Origin of the sequence: Onishia taeanensis, from assembly GCF_003268885.1 — a bacterium.
GTDB classification, from domain to species: Bacteria; Pseudomonadota; Gammaproteobacteria; order Pseudomonadales; family Halomonadaceae; genus Onishia; species Onishia taeanensis_A.
The window spans coordinates 406529-421240 of sequence record NZ_QLSX01000002.1 but is presented as its reverse complement, the minus strand read 5'-3'; the positions used below and the strand labels follow the sequence as shown (position 1 = coordinate 421240).

15 protein-coding genes are annotated in these 14712 nt (G+C 63.9%); 7 read left to right on the top strand and 8 right to left on the bottom strand.

What is annotated here, in order from left to right; genetic code table 11:
* Positions 1 to 83: 83 nt before the first annotated feature.
* The 3 genes from BCL93_RS04605 (at position 84) to trxB (ending at position 2393) form a co-directional block, all read left to right on the top strand.
* Positions 84 to 293 carry a CPXCG motif-containing cysteine-rich protein gene (locus BCL93_RS04605; RefSeq protein ID WP_112053925.1) on the top strand — a complete coding sequence of 70 codons (210 nt, stop codon included), beginning with the start codon at positions 84 to 86 and terminating at the stop codon, positions 291 to 293.
* A gap of 225 nt (positions 294 to 518) precedes the next feature.
* A complete protein-coding gene (locus BCL93_RS04600; RefSeq protein WP_112053924.1) occupies positions 519 to 1121 on the top strand; it encodes a peroxiredoxin in 603 nt (200 codons plus the stop codon).
* A 315-nt stretch (positions 1122 to 1436) separates the two neighbouring features.
* Positions 1437 to 2393, top strand: a complete 957-nt coding sequence (gene trxB / locus BCL93_RS04595) for a thioredoxin-disulfide reductase (protein ID WP_112053923.1) — start codon at positions 1437 to 1439, stop codon at positions 2391 to 2393.
* 166 nt (positions 2394 to 2559) lie between these two features.
* Here the strand turns inward: trxB and BCL93_RS04590 are convergent, their stop codons facing one another.
* The gene (locus tag BCL93_RS04590) at positions 2560 to 2793 is read right to left on the bottom strand and encodes a SlyX family protein (RefSeq protein WP_309251214.1); all 234 of its coding nucleotides are present in this window, start codon (positions 2791 to 2793) and stop codon (positions 2560 to 2562) included.
* A 136-nt stretch (positions 2794 to 2929) separates the two neighbouring features.
* Here BCL93_RS04590 and BCL93_RS17615 point away from each other — a divergent pair, with 136 nt between their 5' ends.
* A complete protein-coding gene (locus BCL93_RS17615; RefSeq protein WP_112053921.1) occupies positions 2930 to 3394 on the top strand; it encodes a cold-shock protein in 465 nt (154 codons plus the stop codon).
* A gap of 226 nt (positions 3395 to 3620) precedes the next feature.
* Here the strand turns inward: BCL93_RS17615 and BCL93_RS04580 are convergent, their stop codons facing one another.
* From BCL93_RS04580 to map, 7 genes are all read right to left on the bottom strand, one after another.
* A complete protein-coding gene (locus BCL93_RS04580; protein ID WP_112053920.1) occupies positions 3621 to 4007 on the bottom strand; it encodes a hypothetical protein in 387 nt (128 codons plus the stop codon).
* A 28-nt stretch (positions 4008 to 4035) separates the two neighbouring features.
* On the bottom strand, positions 4036 to 5205 hold the full coding sequence (dapE, locus tag BCL93_RS04575) for a succinyl-diaminopimelate desuccinylase (protein ID WP_112053919.1): 1170 nt from the start codon (positions 5203 to 5205) through the stop codon (positions 4036 to 4038).
* 59 nt (positions 5206 to 5264) lie between these two features.
* A complete protein-coding gene (dapD, locus tag BCL93_RS04570) occupies positions 5265 to 6290 on the bottom strand; it encodes a 2,3,4,5-tetrahydropyridine-2,6-dicarboxylate N-succinyltransferase (protein ID WP_112053918.1) in 1026 nt (341 codons plus the stop codon).
* Positions 6291 to 6376: 86 nt separating this feature from the next.
* The gene (locus BCL93_RS04565; RefSeq protein ID WP_112053917.1) at positions 6377 to 6727 is read right to left on the bottom strand and encodes an arsenate reductase; all 351 of its coding nucleotides are present in this window, start codon (positions 6725 to 6727) and stop codon (positions 6377 to 6379) included.
* On the bottom strand, positions 6724 to 8028 hold the full coding sequence (gene dapC, locus BCL93_RS04560) for a succinyldiaminopimelate transaminase (protein WP_112053916.1): 1305 nt from the start codon (positions 8026 to 8028) through the stop codon (positions 6724 to 6726). The genes BCL93_RS04565 and dapC overlap by 4 nt, the downstream gene beginning before the upstream one ends.
* A 195-nt stretch (positions 8029 to 8223) precedes the next feature.
* Positions 8224 to 10899, bottom strand: coding sequence for a [protein-PII] uridylyltransferase (locus tag BCL93_RS04555; protein ID WP_112053915.1), 2676 nt, complete (start codon positions 10897 to 10899; stop codon positions 8224 to 8226).
* A gap of 1 nt (position 10900) precedes the next feature.
* On the bottom strand, positions 10901 to 11692 hold the full coding sequence (gene map / locus BCL93_RS04550) for a type I methionyl aminopeptidase (protein ID WP_112053914.1): 792 nt from the start codon (positions 11690 to 11692) through the stop codon (positions 10901 to 10903).
* 346 nt (positions 11693 to 12038) lie between these two features.
* Here map and rpsB point away from each other — a divergent pair, with 346 nt between their 5' ends.
* The 3 genes from rpsB (at position 12039) to pyrH (ending at position 14709) form a co-directional block, all read left to right on the top strand.
* The gene (gene rpsB / locus BCL93_RS04545) at positions 12039 to 12770 is read left to right on the top strand and encodes a 30S ribosomal protein S2 (protein ID WP_092522926.1); all 732 of its coding nucleotides are present in this window, start codon (positions 12039 to 12041) and stop codon (positions 12768 to 12770) included.
* 185 nt (positions 12771 to 12955) lie between these two features.
* Complete coding sequence (tsf, locus tag BCL93_RS04540; protein WP_112053913.1) at positions 12956 to 13825, top strand: translation elongation factor Ts; 870 nt, start codon at positions 12956 to 12958, stop codon at positions 13823 to 13825.
* 116 nt (positions 13826 to 13941) lie between these two features.
* Positions 13942 to 14709, top strand: a complete 768-nt coding sequence (gene pyrH / locus BCL93_RS04535; protein WP_112053912.1) for a UMP kinase — start codon at positions 13942 to 13944, stop codon at positions 14707 to 14709.
* Positions 14710 to 14712 lie beyond the last annotated feature (3 nt).

Below are 14712 nucleotides of genomic sequence, written 5' to 3'. Positions count from 1 at the left end.
ATGGTCGCATGCTTTCTTGAAACAGCGCCCCCTCGGCCCCATGTAGAGGGTATGAGCGTGGCGATCACCGTCCGGAGAGAAGCATGCATGAAGAAATGTTGAATTCACATGCGGTGAACTGCCCTTACTGTGATACGGGCTTCGACTTGCTTGTCGATGCCAGTCAGGGCAGCCATGCCACCTGGGAAGATTGTCCGCGCTGCTGCGCGCCGATTCAGGTGCAGGTTGCCGTGTCAGCCTTCAGCGGTGAGGTCGAGGGCGTGACCCTTGGCCGTGACGATGATGTCGTCTAGGCATCATCTGTTCGTCACGTTTCAGGCGTAATACCCTGAACGGTCAATGCGCCAGGGCATGGTGGCGATGATGGTATCGTGTGGGCCCTGGCTATCGCGACAGCGAAATCGTATAGACAAACGCTATACTGGCCATTGGCCTTATCAACTTGGCAGATTCAGGAGGTCGGCCTTAGGCTGGACCTCGATTGATGATTAATCATCCATTTCAGCAAGGAGAATTGCATGAGCGTACTGGTAGGTCGTCAGGCCCCCGACTTCGAAACCGCCGCAGTCCTGGGCAACGGTGAAATCGTCGACAACTTCAAGCTGTCCGACAGCAACGGCAAGCTGCGCGTGCTGTTCTTCTGGCCGCTCGACTTCACTTTCGTGTGCCCGTCCGAGATCATCGCCCACGACAACCGTCTGCAGGCGTTCAAGGATCTGGGCGTTGAAGTGATCGGTGTCTCCATCGATTCCCAGTTCACCCACCATGCATGGCGCAAGACCTCTCCGGATGCCGGCGGCATCGGCGAAGTCGGCTTCCCGATCGTTGCTGACGTCAAGCATGAAGTCACTCAGGCTTACGGCATCGAGCACCCGGACGCTGGCGTCGCCATGCGTGCCTCCTTCCTGATCGACGAACACGGCATCGTTCAGCACCAGGTCGTCAACAACCTGCCGCTGGGCCGCAACGTTGATGAGATGCTGCGCATGGTCAAGGCGCTCAAGCATCACAACGAGCACGGCGAAGTCTGCCCGGCCGGCTGGGATGAAGGCGAAGAAGGCATGAAAGACACTGCCGAAGGCGTGGCCAAGTACCTGGGCGCGCACGCCGAAGCGCTGTAAGCGTTTAGGTGTATGAAGAGGCGGCCTGCGGGCCGCCTCTTTTGTATCCGAGCTTTGAGCCGGTGTCTTTTCATGCTGATGCCTTTGTCCATGCGTCAGTGGTAGAGACGCCCGCAGAGGCTCTTGTCTACCCCCTTGAGAGGCTCTGGCTACTGGCCTCGGGATGCTACACTCCCGTGCGAGTTAACCCGATCATCAAGCGTGCTGTGGCCTGGATTCCATGTGTGCTCAATGACCCCTCGTTGAACCCTCATTGAACCCAGGCCAGAGAGCGTTTCCGGCCGGATACCGGCCGTCATTTTGTGAGGACCCGACATGAGCGAAGTGCGCCACGAACGCCTGATCATCCTGGGCTCCGGCCCTGCCGGTTACACCGCCGCTGTCTATGCGGCCCGTGCCAACCTGAAGCCGCTGCTGATTACCGGCATGCAGGCCGGCGGCCAGCTGACCACGACCACCGACGTCGACAACTGGCCCGGCGATGCGGAGGGCGTTCAGGGCCCTGAACTGATGGAGCGCATGCGCGCCCATGCCGAGCGCTTTGACACCGAGGTGCTGTTCGATCACATCAACGAGGTCGAGCTGCGTGAGAAGCCCTACACCCTCAAGGGCGACAGCGGGACCTACACCTGCGATGCGCTGATTATCTCCACTGGTGCCAGCGCCCGCTATCTCGGCCTCGAATCCGAGCAGAAGTTCATGGGCCAGGGCGTGTCGGCCTGCGCGACCTGCGACGGCTTCTTCTATCGCAACCAGGAAGTGGTAGTGATCGGCGGTGGCAACACCGCCGTGGAAGAGGCGCTGTATCTTTCTAACATCGCTGCCAAGGTGACCCTGGTGCACCGCCGCGACAGCCTGCGCGCCGAGAAGATCCTGCAGGACAAGCTGTTCGAGAAGGTCGAGAACGGCAACATGGCCGTCGTATGGAACCACACCCTGGATGAGGTGCTGGGCGACAACACTGGGGTGACCGGCGCGCGTCTCAAGTCCACGCTGGATGGCAGCACCAAGGAACTGGTGGCGCCGGGTGTGTTCATTGCCATCGGCCATACCCCCAATACCGGCATCTTCGAGGGCCAGCTGGAGATGGCTGGCGGCTACATCAAGGTGCAGTCCGGGCTCGAGGGCAACGCCACCGCCACCAGCATCCCGGGCGTGTTCGCCTCGGGGGACGTGATGGATCACGTCTATCGCCAGGCCATCACCTCTGCGGGTAGCGGTTGCATGGCAGCGCTGGATGCCGAGCGCTACCTGGACGGTCTGGAAGACTAAGCCGCGTGGGCGCAGGAGTGGGTCGTTCCGATCATCTTTTGCGCCCTGCTTCTCTGCCCGCCGCGGCCTTATCGACTGGCTGGGCTACCTGCCCTTGTTGCTCCTTCCCGTTTAAGCGGTCAGGGCTTTTGACCCGCAGGCCGCACTGAGCGATCAGTCATGCGCATCAATAGTGTGGCGGGCGCTCGTCTTCAAGGCTTGCCTGCTCGCCGGATGCATCGCTAAGGGCATGCTGTTGCTGGCGCAGTTTGGCCTGCATTAGCTCGTTCATGCGCTCCAGCGCCGAAAGCCGTGTCTCCTGGGCGGCGACCGCCTGGTCCAGGGTGTCCAGCCAGTGTTCCTGGTAGGCGATGCGGCTCTCGATGCCTTCCAGGCGGGCGAGCCAGTCGTGTTCTTGCATGGTAGTATCCTCTTGTGGCGTGTTGCCGTTCATCGCGACCGCCTCATCTTGTCAGCCTGTGCCCGCCAGCGTTATCGCCGGTGGGGTTTTGTCATGACCCCTTCATCCATTGCCATCACAAGAGAAACCGAGGTCCATGAATCAAAAGGTCTTACTTCGTTGTAGTCTGATCAGCGTGCTGTTGGCTGCGCCTGCGCCTTTGCTGATCGCCCTGTTCATCTATCTGACCGGCGGGGATCTGTCCCGCGAGCTGTTCGCCAGCCTGGAAGTGGGCGGCGTCGCCCTCGTCTATCTGGCCACGGCCGTCGCCGTCTTTCTGGTCACCCTGATCGCGACCGTAGCGGTCCATGTGCTTACGCCCACTCTTGCCAATCTGGCCGACGTCGAGGACGACGACCGGGAGATCGGCGAGGTCAAGTGGTTCAACGTCAACAAGGGATACGGCTTCATCACCCGCGATGGCGGGGACGATGTGTTCGTGCATTTCCGCGCTATCCGCGGCAAGGGGCACCGGACCCTGGCCGAGGGCCAGAAGGTGCGCTACCACGTGATCGAGAACGAGCGCGGCTATCAGGCCGATGACGTGACCGTCATCACGTGAGGAAACGGCCTGTGCTCGATCATGCGTTGTTGAAAGGACACGTCAGGTGAAAGGACACGTCAGGTGCGCATTGACTAACGTAAACGCCGCTACTTCGGCGCCCTTTCGCCTAGCCTGATCATTGCTCGGCATGTTTTTCCAGCTTTACCGCCACACTCAACGTCCCGCCCTGGTTGCCAGGCGGGACGTTGTCGTTTCGGCTACTGGCCCGCCTTATTTACCAGCCTCATTTGCCAGAATCAGGCCAAGTGATGGCGTCTTCCTGGCCGTCGGGCTGCACTCGCCAGAAGCGGTCCGGGTCGTCGCCAGGCTGCCAGCCTCCCAGCGAACAGCGCACTTCGACGCCCAGGGCGGTGGCGGCCGACCGGGCGCAGTCGGCATCTCGCGGCCAGGGGGTGGCGTCGCTGTCGAACCACAGGCTTGAGAAGCCGTCGGCGGCCTGCTCGACCAGCAGCACCGGTACTTTCTTACCGTCCAACAGGCCGGTGGTGCGCCATTGGCGCTTGCCGGCACGAGACAGCGGCGGCGCGTCCAGGCTGGCGGCCAGCCAGGCATCCAGGACCTCGATGGGGGCCTTGGCCAGGTAAATCTCGATATCCGGGTAGCGTTGCATGCTTGACTCTCGGTAGCGGGCGGCAGGCTCAGTCGGCGTGAGCGAACAGCCGCGTGAGGATGGCCTCGTAGATGTCGCTGAGGGTGTCCAGGTCGGCGGCCCGCACTCGCTCGTTGACCTTGTGGATGGTGTCGTTGCGCGGTCCCAGTTCGACCACCTGGCTACCCAGGGTGGCGATGAAGCGTCCATCCGAGGTGCCGCCGGCGGTGGAGAGCGTCGGTCGCTCACCGGTAACGCCCTCGACGCCGGCCACGGCAGCCTCGACCAGCTGGCCTTCTGCGGTCAGGAAGGGCTCGCCGTTGAGCGTCCAGTCGAGGCGGTAGTCGAGGCCGTGGGCGTCGAGAATCGCCTCGGTGCGACGGCGCAGTTCCTCATGGGTCAGCTCGGTGGAATAGCGGAAGTTGAACACCACCTCGAGCTCACCCGGGATCACGTTGGTGGCGCCAGTGCCAGACCGGATGTTGGAGATCTGGAAGCTGGTCGCCGGGAAGAAGTCGTTGCCCGCGTCCCAGTGTTCCCGGGCCAGGGCGTCCAGTGCCGGGGCGGCCTCGTGGATGGGGTTGCGCGCCATGTGTGGGTAGGCGACATGGCCCTGCACGCCCTTGACGCGCAGCACGGCGCCCAGCGAGCCACGGCGCCCGTTCTTGATCACGTCACCGACTCGCTCGGTGGAAGACGGCTCGCCGACGATGCAGTAATCCAGGCGCTCGTGGGTCTCGCGCAGGTGCTCGACCACCGCCTTGGTACCGTCCACGGCCGGACCTTCCTCGTCTGAGGTGATCAGGAAGGCGATCTTGCCGTCATGGTCCGGGTGCTCGGTGACGAAGCGCTCCACGGCGGTGATCATGGCGGCCAGGCTGCCCTTCATGTCGGCGGCGCCGCGGCCAAAGAGCATGCCCTCGTCGTCGATGAAAGGGGCGAAGGGCGGGTGGTCCCACTGGCTCTCGGGGCCGCTCGGCACCACATCGGTGTGGCCGGCGAAGGCCAGCACCGGGCCCTGGTGGCCGCGCACCGCCCAGAAGTTCTCGACGTCGCCGAACGGCAGTCGCTCGATGTGGAAGCCAAGGCGTTCGAGGCGCTCGATCATCAGCGCCTGGCAGCCGACGTCAGCGGGAGTCACCGAGGCGCGCCCCATCAGGTCGATGGCCAGGTCGAGTGTCGCGGAAGGCGTCGAAGAAGGCGTGGCGGTATCGGGCATGCGTCATCCTGGTAAGCGAAGGGGCAGAGTGCCCGCCGACGGCGGGCACAGCAAAGGGCTCAGTTGTGGGCGTGAAGCGCCTCGTTGAGCGCGACGGCACTCTTGTTGGTCAGGCACTCGATGCGACCGGTCTGCGAATTGCGGCGCAGCAGCAGGTCGCTCTGACCGGCCAGCGCCCGGGCGGCGACGGTCTCGGCTACCTGGCCCTGGTCATCCAGCACCGCGACCTTGGCGCCGGCGGTGAGGTAGAGGCCTGCCTCGACGGTGCAGCGGTCGCCCAGCGGGATGCCGATGCCGGCATTGGCACCGATCAGGCAGCCTTCGCCGACCTTGATGATGATGTTGCCACCGCCGGACAGGGTGCCCATGGTCGAGCAGCCACCGCCCAGGTCCGAGCCCTTACCGACCATCACACCGGCGGAGATGCGGCCTTCGACCATGCCCGGCCCTTCGGTGCCGGCATTGAAGTTGACGAAGCCTTCGTGCATCACGGTGGTGCCTTCGCCGAGGTGGGCCCCCAGGCGCACGCGGGCGGTGTCACCGATGCGCACGCCGCTCGGCACCACGTAGTCGGCCATCTTGGGGAACTTGTCGACGCAGTCGACGGACAGGGCGCGGCCCTCGAGGCGCGCCTTGAGGCGACGAGCCGGTAATTCCTCGATGTCGATCGGGCCTTCGTTGGTCCAGGCGACGTTGCGCAGCAGGCCGAACATACCGCTCAGGTCCAGGCCGTGAGGCTTGACCAGGCGGTGGGACAGCAGGTGCAGTTTAAGATAGACCTCCGGGGCGCTTTCCGGGGCCTGGTCGGTCTCGAGGAAGGTCGCGACCAGCGGACGCTGGCTCGCGGCGAGGCTCGCCGCCAGTTCGGCCTGATCGGCGTGACCGGCGGTCTTGAGCGCCTCGGCGAGGTCGGCGCAGTGCTCAGGCAGGAAGCTTACCGCGACGTTGCCGGCGGGGGCGCCGAGGACCTGGCGGGCTGCCTCGACCAGACTGGCCTCGGGCTCAAACAGCGGCGCCGGGTAGTAAACGTCCAGCCAGTCGCCTTGGGTGTTCTGGTTACCGATTCCGAGTGCGAAGCTCAGCATGGTGAGGGTCCTTTTGATCGAAGGTGAGCGAGGCCTGGGGCCTCGGACAAGAAGAAATCGTGACTGACGTCGCTGCCTTCAGCCGGTCAGTTTATCGCGGTCAGTTTGTCGTAGTCGCCGTCTCGGTAGCCGACCCGGATGCGCTCGCCGGTATCCAGCAGCGGGCGCTTGAGCAGGGTCGGGTGCTCCATCATCAGTGTGCGGGCCGAGGTGGCGTCCAGGCCGTCCTTGTCGGCATCGCTCAACTGGCGCCAGGTGGTGCTGCGCTTGTTGAGTAGCGTCATCAATGGCACCCGCTCGAGCAGGTGATCAAGCAGCGCCGCGGACAGGCCGTCATCGCGCAGGTCATGCACCTTGAAGGGCAGGCCCTGCGCTTCCAGTGCTTTGCGCGCCTTGCGGCAGGTGTCGCAGGCCTTGATGCCATAGAGCGTGATCATGCCTGGGACCTCTTGGTGTCGGTGGAAGCGTTCGTCGCGGAAGCATTCTGGGACGTATTCGTGGAGATGTCGGCCAGCCAGCGTTCGGTGAAGCGGCGCAGGCGGCGGGCAGCCTCGACGGTGGAATCGACGTCGGCGACCAGTGCCAGGCGGATGCGCCCGGCGCCGGGGTTCACGCCGCTCTCGCTGGCCTCGCCGTCACCGGTGGTGGTGCGGCCCATATAGCTGCCCGGCAGTACGCTGACGTTCTCCTCGGCGAAGAGCGCTCGGGTGAAGGCCTCATCGTCGCCGCCCGGTACCGCCGGCCACAGGTAGAAGCTGGCCTCGGGCGTCGGAAAGCTCAACACCGGGGCGAGAATCTCGGTGACGGCGGCGAATTTTTCGCGATAGGCGTCGCGGTTGGCCTGCACGTGGGCCTCATCGCTCCAGGCGGTGATCGAGGCGTGCTGCAGCGGTAGTGACATGGCGCAGCCGTGATAGGTGCGATAGCGCTTGAAGGGCGTGATCAGGCCGGCGTCACCGGCGACGAAGCCCGAGCGTAGCCCCGGCAGGTTGGAGCGCTTGGACAGCGAGTGGAAGACCAGGCAGCGACGGTAGTCGTGGCGGCCCAGCAGAGCGCAGGCCTCCAGCAGCCCTGGCGGTGGCGTGGCTTCGTCGAGGTAGAGTTCGGAGTAGCACTCGTCCGAGGCGATGATGAAGTCATGCTCGTCGGCAAGCTCGATCAGACGCGTGAAGTCTTCAAGCGGCGTGACTGCCCCGGTGGGATTGCCCGGCGAGCACAGGAACACCAGCTGGACGTCGCGCCAGGTCTCTGCCGGCACCGCATCAAAATCCGGGCGGAAGCCGTGTTCTGCCTGGCAGTCCAGGTACAGCGGGGTGCCGCCGGCCAGCAGGGTGGCACCCTCGTAGATCTGGTAGAAAGGGTTGGGCACGGCGACCTTTGCCGGGCGGCTGCGATCGATGGCTGCCTGCACGAAGGCAAATATCGCCTCCCGGGTGCCGTTGACCGGCAGTACCTGACTGTCCGGGTCGAGGCCGCCGACGGCGTTGAGGCCGAAGCGCTGGGTCGCCCAGTTAGCGATCGTCTGGCGCAGTTCGGCCGTGCCGGCGGTGGCCGGGTAGCGGGCCATCTCGTCGCGGTGAGCGCTCAGGGTGTCCAGCGCGGCGGCGAAGGGCGGATGCTGGGGCTCGCCGATGGTCAGCGGGATATGCGACAGCGCCGCGGGGGGCGTGACATTGGCCTTGAGGGCGGCAAGCTTCTCGAAGGGGTAGGGCTTGAGCGCATCGAGATCGGGGTTCATGGCTGTCCTGGCGCGCCTCGCGGGGCGTGGTCGTGGTCGGGGTGACGGGATGGGCCCTGATTGATCGCTGCGCGTCGAGTGCGTTGAGTCGACAGGGCTCAGCGAGTCAGGTCAGCGATTATAGGGAAGCCGGCGAGGCGCCTCAATCTTGGCGCCTGTCGGTGGTTTGCCCTGGGTGGGGGTTGAGCGCTGCCCCTAGACGTCGAGCACCTCGACCAGTCGCTCGCGCAGGCGCTGCTGGCGTTCGGCGTCGGTGATCGGCGCGCCGTTGCGGTCGGTGATGAAGAAGACGTCTTCGACCTTCTCGCCGAGGGTGGCGATCTTGGCTGCCGAGAGGGCGATGCCCTGCTCCATGAAGATGCGCCCGACCCGGGCCAGCAGGCCGGGGCGGTCAGGGGCCGTAAGCTCGAGCATGGTGCGCTCGTTGGCCGGGTCCTGCTCGATCACCACCCGGGTCGGCACCTTGAAGTGCTTGAGCTGGCGGGGAGTGTGGCGGGTGACGATCTGCGGGTAGTCGTCCGGGTCGTCGAGTTCCTCGACCAGATGACGGCGCATGGTCTCGAGCCGTTCGCGATCGCGGATCGGCTGGCCGTCTTCGTCGAGCACGATGAAGGTGTTGAGGGTCCAGTCGCTGCTCGAGGTGGCGATGCGGGCATCGTGGATCGACAGCCCGAGCTGCTCCATGGCGGCGGCGGTGGCGGCGAACAGATCATCCACCGAGCGAGTGTGGATGAACACCTTGGTGCCGCCCTCGGTCATGTCCTCGGTGGGGGCGCTGATAAGAATCAGCGGCAGGTCCGAACCGTCATGGTCGAGAATGCCCTGGGTCTGCCAGACGATCTCGCTGGGGGCGTACTGGACGAAGTAGTCCTCGCCCAGCGACTCCCACAGGCGCTCGAAACGCGTGGGGTCGATGCCGACGTTGGCCAGCAGGCTGCGCGCTTCCTCGCGGGTTTCGCGCACCCAGTCGTCACGGTCCAGCGGGTTTTCAAGACCGCGACGCAGGGCGCGCTTGGTCTCGGCGTGCAGCTGACGCAGCAGCGAGGCCCGCCAACCGTTCCACAGGGTCGGGTTGGTGGCATTGATGTCGGCCACAGTCAGCACGTACAGATAGTCGAGGTGGACCTCGTCGCGCATCTGAGTGGCGAACTCGCGGATCACGTCAGGGTCGGTGATGTCGCGCTTCTGAGACGTCTTCGACATCAGCAGGTGATGCTTGACCAGCCAGCTGACCAGCCGGGTATCCCGGGGCGAGAGGCCGTGGCGCTCGCAGAATTCTTCGGCATCGCGGGCGCCGAGCAGGGAGTGATCGCCGCCGCGCCCCTTGCCGATGTCGTGATAGAGCCCGGCGATCCACAAAAGCTCGAGCTTGGGTAACTGGTGCACCAGTGCTGCGGCGACCGGGAACTCCTCGCGGCAGCGCGGCTCGCGGAAGCGCTGCACGAACTTCAGCAGGCCCAGGGTGTGGGCGTCGACCGTGTAGCTGTGGAACAGGTCGTGCTGCATCAGGCCCACGGCCTGGCCGAATTCCGGCAGGTACTTGCCGAGCACCCCGTAGCGGTTCATGCGCCTTAGCTGGCGGGCGACGTTGCCGCTGGAGCGCAACAGCTCCATGAAAAGGCTCTGGTGGCGCACGTCGTCGCGGTACAGGTCGTCCATCAGGTGGCGATGGTCGCGAATCAGGCGGATGGTCGAGGCGCGCACGCCTTCGATCTCCGGATGCTGAGCCATCAGCAGGAACAGCTCGAGCATGGCCGCGGGGCGGTAGCGGAAGATCCGCTCGTCGCGGGCCTGGATGTAGCCGCCCTTGACCTCGAATCGGTCATTGAGGGGGCGGGTCTCGAGCACCTCGTCGGCGCGCAGGATGACCTCGTCGAAGTGCTGCAGCAGCATGTCGTTGAGGCCCGCCAGGGCGGTGACGTGGCGATAGTAGCGCTTCATGAACTGCTCGACGGCCAGCCGGCCGGGGATGTCGCGGTAGCCGAACAGGGTGGCGATGGTGCGCTGGTGATCGAACAGCAGGCGATCCTCGGCGCGCCCGGTGAGCATGTGCAAGGCATAGCGGACCTGCCACAGGAAGGCCTGGCCCTGGCTTAAGATGCGAAGCTCGGCATCGTTCATGAAGCCGTTGTCGACCACCTCCTCGTAGCGCAGCTCGCCGAACTGGCGCTTGGCGACCCAGCCGATCATCTGAATGTCTCGCAGTCCGCCGGGGGAGCTCTTGATGTTTGGCTCGAGGTGATACTCGGAGTTGTTGTAGCGGTAGTGGCGGGCGATCTGCTCCTGCCACTTGGCCTCGAAGAAGGCGTCTGCCGGCCACAGCCGGTCGGTCCTGAGCCGCTCGCGCATCGCGTCGCGAAGGTGCTCACCGCCTGCCAGGGTGCGGGTCTCGAGCAGGTTGGTGATCACCGTGACGTCGGCGCGGGCCTCGCGCTCGCAGTCATTGAGCGAGCGCACGCTGTGACCGATTTCCAGCCCGATGTCCCACAGGAAGGTGATGAAGTCGGTCAGCGGCTCTCGGTAGGGGGCATCGTCGTCCTCTTCGAGCAGCAGCAGCAGGTCGACATCCGAATAGGGATGCAGCTCGCCGCGGCCGTAGCCGCCGACGGCCAGCAGGGCGACGCCGCTGTCCGGCCAGGCATGGCGCGACCAGGCGATCTCGAGCAGGCGGTCGAGGCACCAGGCGCGGCCATGCACCAGGTCGCGGATGTCGGCGCCGGCGCGAAAGCGCTCGTCCAGACGTTCCTGGATTTCGCGCAGCGCCTGCTTGAAGGGCGCAATCGGCGACCGCTCGCCCTCTAGCTCCGTGCAGAAGGCTGCGACATCGAAGAGGCTCTCGTCGGGCTGGAAGCGGTAATGATGCAGCAGCATGTCAGCTCGAAAGGAAGCTCAGGTCTTCCTCGCCGCGGACGGTCAGCACCTCGACGCCAGTGGCGGTCACCAGCAGGGTATGTTCCCACTGGGCAGACAGGCCCTTGTCCTTGGTCACGGCGGTCCAGTTGTCGCGCAGCACCTTGGTGCGGTGATCGCCGACGTTGATCATCGGTTCTATGGTGAAGCACATGCCTTCCTCGAGGGCGATGTCAGCCTCGGGGGCATAGCCATCGTAGTGCAATACCTGGGGCTCCTCGTGGAAGACCGCGCCGATGCCGTGGCCGCAGAAGTCACGTACTACGCTGTAGCCGTTGGCTTCGGCGTGCTGCTGGATGACGCGCGCCAGGTGCGACAGGCGGACGCCGGGCTTGACCTCGGCGATGCTGCGATAGAGGCATTCCTGGGTGATGCGGGCCAGCCGCTCGCCCTGGATGCTTTCGCCGACGATGAACATCTTGCTGGTGTCGCCGTGGTAGCCGTCGGCGGTCTTGACGGTGATGTCGATGTTCATCACATCACCCTTCTTGAGCTTCTTGGCGTCGTCGGGGATGCCGTGGCAGACCACGTGGTTGATCGAGGTGCAGATCGACTTGGGGAAACCGTGGTAGTTCAGCGGTGCCGGCACGGAGCCCAGTTCGTTGACGATGAAGTCATGGCAGAGGCGGTCGAGTTCACCGGTACTGACGCCGGCCTGGACGTGGGGCGTGATCATTTCCAGTACGCGTGCAGCCTGCTTACCGGCTTCGCGCATCTTGACGATTTCGTCGGCGGTCTTGATGGATACGTTCATGGAATCTCGGGTCGTAAGGGGGAGGGCGCTCGCGAGCGGCCGCGTAATACACTGGACATAGAGGCGGGCAAGGCGCTTGCGACTTCATCTTGATATTGATCTATGGTATAAAGCTGCGCGCTTTCCTGCAATGCGTTGTGCCGAGTGCATCGCTTCCTCTATTCGTCCGGCGACACAGCCTGTCCCGCGATGGTGACGTTGCGTTATTCGCATGGCCAGCGGTAAGGCGCTAAATAGCCTGAAAAACACACATGCACCGACACATGGTCCCGGGTGCCGTCGGCCAGTCCGAGGGTCGGATCCATGGGGTGCGTGGAGGCCCAACCCGATAGTCCAGGAGTCATCCATGACACAAGTCAATATGCGTGACCTGCTCAAGGCAGGCGCTCACTTCGGTCACCAGACCAAGTACTGGAACCCGAAGATGTCCAAGTTCATCTTCGGCGCTCGCAACAAGATCCACATCATCAACCTCGAGCACACCCTGCCGGCGCTGAATGAAGCGATCAGCGTGGTCGAGAAGATGGCGGAGACCAACAACAAGATCCTGTTTGTTGGCACCAAACGTGCGGCGGCCAAGGTGATCAAGGAAGAGGCCAACCGTGTTGGCATGCCTTTCGTCAACCATCGCTGGTTGGGCGGCATGCTGACCAACTACAAGACCATTCGCGTGTCCATCAAGCGTCTGCGCGAACTCGAGTCGATGCACGAAGACGGCACCTTCGAGAAGCTGACCAAGAAAGAAGTCCTGATGGCTACCCGCGAGCAGGACAAGCTCGAGCGCAGCGTGGGCGGTATCAAGGAAATGGGCGGCCTGCCGGACGCGCTGTTCGTGGTTGATGTCGATCATGAGCGTATCGCCATCAACGAAGCCAACAAGCTTGGCATTCCGGTCATCGGGGTGGTCGATACCAACTCCAATCCGGACGGCGTCGACTACGTGATCCCGGGCAACGATGATTCCATCCGCGCCATCCAGATCTACGTCCAGGCCATCGCCAACGCCTGCGCCAAGGCGAAGGAAGGTCGTCCCGACGAGTTCGTTGAAGTCACCGAAGGCGAACAAGTCGCCGAGTGATGACGCTGGTCTACCCCAGGGTGTCATCCGGGGCTGCCATACTGATGGCGGCCCGGTCGGTGGGCTTGGCTCGCCGAACACAAGGGTAGACAGAGGAGGGGGCTTGGCCCCCTTCTTTCCGTCCCCCGCCCGGGTGACGGAAACGCTTTGATTATCGACGTCGAATCATTTCAGAGGTTATTACCATGGCAGCTATCAGCGCGTCTCAGGTAAAAGAACTGCGCGAGCGCACCGGGCTCGGCATGATGGAGTGCAAGAAGGCGCTCACCGAAGCCGGTGGCGACATCGAAACCGCCATCGAGAACCTGCGCAAGAACTCCGGTCTCAAGGCCGCCAAGAAGGCAGGCCGTACCGCTGCCGAAGGCGCCATCGTGATCAAGCTGGCCGATGACGCCAGCTACGGCCTGATGCTTGAAGTCAACTCCGAGACCGATTTCGTGGCTCGTGACGACAACTTCATCGCCTTCGCCGACAAGGTCGCCGAGCAGGCGTTCGCCAGCAAGATCACCGACATCGCAGCCCTGATGGAAGGTGAGCTGGAAAACGCTCGCGAGCAGCTGGTCCAGAAGATCGGCGAGAACATCAGCGTGCGTCGTGCCGAGCTGGTCGAAGCGCCGGCTGGCGGCACCGTGGGTGGCTACGTCCACGGTGGTCGCATCGCCGCGCTGACCGTGCTGACCGGCGGCACTGCCGAGGCAGCCAAGGACGTGTCCATGCACGTGGCGGCCATCAACCCGGTCGTGGCCCTGCCGGAGAACATGCCGCAGGAGCAGCTGGACAAGGAAAAGGCGATCATCCTGGCACAGCCGGATATGGCCGGTAAGCCGGAAAACATCGCCGAGAAGATGGTCCAGGGCCGTCTGAAGAAGTACCTGGCTGAGAACAGCCTGACCGAGCAAGCCTTCGTCAAGAATCCGGACCAGACCGTGGCCGAGTTCGTCAAGGCAGCCGGTGGTGAAGTGGTCAGCTTCACTCGCTTCGAAGTAGGTGAAGGCATCGAGAAAGAAGAAGTCGACTTCGCCAAGGAAGTAATGGAGCAGGCCGGCCGCAGCTAAGGCTTGGTACTGTGAGTTCGTGATGGCGTGCGCGCAAGCGCACGCCTTCGCGTATCCGGCGGATAGAAATGCCGCCAAGATTTCCTCCCCCTGTCGCTGTCATCAGGAGACGCCTCATGTCCGATTCCACCGCTACGCCCGAACGCCCTGCCAAGCCTGAGCGCGCGGCGAAAAGCAAGTACAAGCGTATTCTGCTTAAGCTGTCCGGCGAGGCCCTGACCGGTGATGCCGAGTTCGGCATCGATCCCCAGGTGCTCGATCGCATGGCGCTGGAGATCGGTCAGTTGGTCGGCATCGGCGTTCAGGTCGGCATCGTGGTCGGCGGCGGCAACCTGTTCCGCGGGGCCGCGCTGCACGAGGCAGGCATGGAGCGGGTGACCGGCGATCACATGGGCATGCTGGCAACGGTGATGAACGCCCTGGCCATGCGGGATGCCCTGGAGCGCTCCAATATCCGTTCGCGGGTGATGTCAGCGATTCCGATGAGCGGCGTGGTCGAGCACTACGATCGCCGCACCGGCATCCGCTACCTGACATCGGGCGATGTGGTATTGTTTTCCGCCGGTACCGGTAACCCCTTCTTCACCACCGATTCCGCGGCGTGCCTGCGCGGCATCGAGATCGATGCCGACGTGGTGATCAAGGCCACCAAGGTCGACGGCGTCTACGACCGTGACCCGGTCAAGCATGCCGACGCCCAGAAGTACGAGCGCCTGACCTACGATGAATGCCTGGATCAGAAGCTCGGGGTGATGGATTTGACCGCCATCTGCCTGGTGCGTGACCATGACATGCCGGTCCGCGTATTCAACATGAACAAGCCCGGTGCCCTGCTCAATCTGGTGATGGGCGGCAAGGAAGGCACGCTGATAGACAGAGGTTGAAAC